We start from the raw sequence: 3376 nt of genomic DNA, 5'->3' as shown, positions 1-3376 counted from the left end.
GTATTGCACAATCAGAAAGACGGCTCTACCTATGTACCCCTGGCCAATATTTCCGAAAATCAGCCTGCCTTCCAGATCTGGGACTCCCTGCTGTCTGAAGAAGCAGTACTGGCTTTTGAATATGGTTATGCGACCACAACACCAGGCGCATTGGTCATCTGGGAAGCCCAGTTCGGTGACTTTGCTAACGGCTGTCAGGTTGTTATCGACCAGTTTATCACCAGCGGCGAGCACAAATGGGGCCGTCTCTGTGGTCTGACCATGCTGTTGCCTCACGGTTATGAAGGTCAGGGTCCAGAGCATTCATCAGCCCGTCTTGAGCGTTACCTGCAACTGTGTGCTGAACACAATATTCAGGTTTGTGTGCCTACCACTCCGGCTCAGGTGTTTCACATGTTGCGTCGTCAGGTGCTGCGCCCGCTTCGCAAGCCATTAATCGCTTTTACACCGAAAAGTCTGCTAAGGCACAAGCTGGCGGTTTCCACTCTGGAAGAGCTGGCTGAAGGGAGTTTTCAGACCGTCATTCCAGAGGTTGACGAGCATGAAACCGGCGATATCACCCGCCTGATCATGTGTAGCGGCAAGGTTTTCTACGATCTGCTTGAGTACAGACGTGCAAATGAACTGAAGAATACAGCGATTATTCGTATCGAACAGCTGTATCCTTTCCCTCAGGATGACTTGGATGAGGTGATTTCCCGCTATCCAAACCTCAAGGATGTTGTCTGGTGTCAGGAAGAGCCCATGAACCAGGGCGCTTGGTATTGCAGTCAGCATCATATGCGACGTGCTCTGGATAATCACACTAATAATCTGCGTCTGGTTTACTCAGGTCGTGAAGCATCAGCGGCACCCGCTTGTGGTTATATGTCCAAGCATGTTGAAGAACAGCAAAAGCTGGTAGAAGACGCTTTTAACGTATAATTGATGATGCCCCGGTAGCTCCCGGGGCGATAGGTCGCAACCCCGAAAGGATCCATAATGGCCACTGAAATAAAAGCACCAACATTTCCGGAATCTGTCGCTGACGGTGTGGTTGCCACATGGCACAAGAAGATCGGAGAAGCTTGCTCTCGTGATGAGCTGTTGGTTGATATTGAGACCGATAAGGTAGTATTGGAAGTCGTCGCTCCAGCCGATGGTATGCTGAAAGAGATTCTCAAAAACGAAGATGATACCGTTTTGAGCGAAGAAGTTATTGCCATTTTTGAAGCCGGTGCGGCGGCTGCGGCTACCGCTCCGGAGGCTGAATCAGCGCCGGTAGTTTCTGATACAAATGTAAGCGCAGAAGAGCCAATCCTGAGCCCGGCCGCCCGTAAGATCGCTAATGAAAAAGGCATTGACCCGGCGGCCATTTCCGGTACAGGTAAAGGTGGTCGCGTCACCAAGGAAGACGTCGTTCGTCATGCAGAGCAGCGGCCAGCTCCAACACCTGCAGCTCAGGTTTCTTCAGCGCCCAGGGTAGAAGCTACTACTCCGGTTTTTGCTGGCGAACGCACGGAAAAACGTGTACCAATGACACGTCTGCGTGCTAGAGTTGCTCAGCGTCTGATAGAAGCGCAGCAGACAGCCGCCATGCTGACCACGTTCAACGAGGTCAACATGAAGCCGGTAATGGAACTGAGATCTCGTTATAAGGAACAGTTCGAGAAGCGTCACGGTATCCGTTTAGGGTTTATGTCCTTCTTTGTCAAAGCCTGTGCTGAAGCCCTGCGTCGATATCCTGCAGTGAATGCCTCTATTGATGGTAATGACATCGTTTACCACGGCTATCAGGATATTGGCGTGGCAGTCTCCAGCGATCGTGGTCTGGTTGTACCTATTCTGCGTAATGCTGAAAACATGAGTCTGGCTGACATTGAGGCGAAAATCCGTGAATACGGTAAAAAAGCTCAGGGTGGCAAGCTGGATATTGAGGACATGACCGGAGGAACCTTTACTATTTCCAACGGCGGTGTGTTTGGTTCGCTCTTGTCTACACCGATTCTGAATCCACCTCAGTCCGCAATTCTGGGTATGCATAAAATTCAGGAGCGCCCCATGGCCGTCAACGGTCAGGTGGAGATTCTGCCCATGATGAATCTGGCTCTGTCCTATGATCACAGGTTGCTGGATGGCAAGGAAGCAGTCACTTTCCTCGTTACCATTAAGGAACTGTTGGAAGATCCAGCCAGAATCCTGTTGGAATTGTAAGTGTTCATGGGTTTTGCGGCGGCTCAAAAGGCCGCCATTCTCATTTTCTTGGAATAGAAGATATGGCAAATCAGTTTGACGTCGTTGTCATCGGCGCAGGTCCTGCAGGTTACGTTTGTGCAATTCGTGCTGCGCAGCTGGGTCTCAAGACTGCGTGTATCGAAAAGTGGACTGATGACAAAGGCAAGACAGCCTTGGGTGGAACCTGTCTGAACGTAGGTTGTATTCCCTCAAAGGCGCTGCTGGATAGCTCTCACAAGTTTGTTGAAGCACAGAAAGACTTTAAGCTGCACGGTATCAATCACTCCGGTGTTGAAATGGACGTGCCGCAAATGATCGCTCGCAAGGACAAGATTGTTAAGACTCTGACTACCGGGGTTGGTGGTCTGTTCAAGGCAAATGGCGTAACTCTGCTGGAAGGAGCTGGTAAGGTACTGGCGAACAAGCAAGTTGAGCTGACCAAGGCTGATGGTTCTGTTGAAGTTTATGAAGCGGGCAATGTTGTTATTGCAACTGGCTCCCGTCCGGTAGAAATTCCTCCAACTCCGACTGATGGTGATCTGATTGTTGATTCCACCGGTGCCCTGGAGTTTCAGGAAACCCCCAAGCGTCTGGGTGTCATCGGTGCCGGTGTTATTGGTCTGGAACTGGGTAGCGTATGGGGGCGTCTGGGCTCTGAAGTGGTAGTTCTGGAAGCCATGGATCGTTTTCTGGCGGCTGCCGACGAGCAGATCTCTAAAGAATCCATGAAGATCTTCAAGAAGCAGGGGCTGGACATCCGTCTGGGTGCCCGCGTCACGGGTTCTGAGATCAAGGGTAAGGAAGTACACGTTACCTATGCGGATTCAAACGGCAATGAACAAGTTGTTGTATTCGATAAATTGATTGTTGCTGTAGGTCGTCGTCCATATACCGAAAGCCTGCTCGCTGCAGATTGTGGTGTGAACATGGATGAGCGCGGCTTTATCTTTGTAGATGATCATTGTGCAACTGACGTACCGGGTGTATATGCGGTTGGTGACGTCGTTCGTGGCCCAATGCTGGCGCACAAGGGCAGTGAGGAAGGCATCATGGTTGCCGAAATCATTGCTGGCCAGAAAGGCCATATGAACTATGATCTGGTTCCTTCTGTGATCTATACCCACCCTGAGATTGCATGGGTAGGCAAGACCGAGCAGGAACT

At 50.7% G+C, this 3376-nt stretch carries 2 protein-coding genes and 1 pseudogene; all 3 read left to right on the top strand.

The features are described from left to right. Positions 1-924 (top strand): annotated as a pseudogene (locus tag KDK18_RS06010) (2-oxoglutarate dehydrogenase E1 component); the annotation flags it as partial. A gap of 57 nt (positions 925-981) precedes the next feature. Continuing rightward, entirely contained in the window at positions 982-2193 is a 1212-nt protein-coding gene (gene odhB / locus KDK18_RS06005; RefSeq protein ID WP_257253930.1) for a 2-oxoglutarate dehydrogenase complex dihydrolipoyllysine-residue succinyltransferase, read from the top strand. A gap of 62 nt (positions 2194-2255) precedes the next feature. Beyond that, the coding region (lpdA, locus tag KDK18_RS06000; protein ID WP_257253926.1) for a dihydrolipoyl dehydrogenase at positions 2256-3376 on the top strand (1121 nt) is incomplete at its 3' end.

The organism is Endozoicomonas sp. SESOKO3 (genome assembly GCF_024606255.1).
Note: the sequence above shows the minus strand (reverse complement) of the source record. Positions and strands in the feature narration are given on the sequence as shown.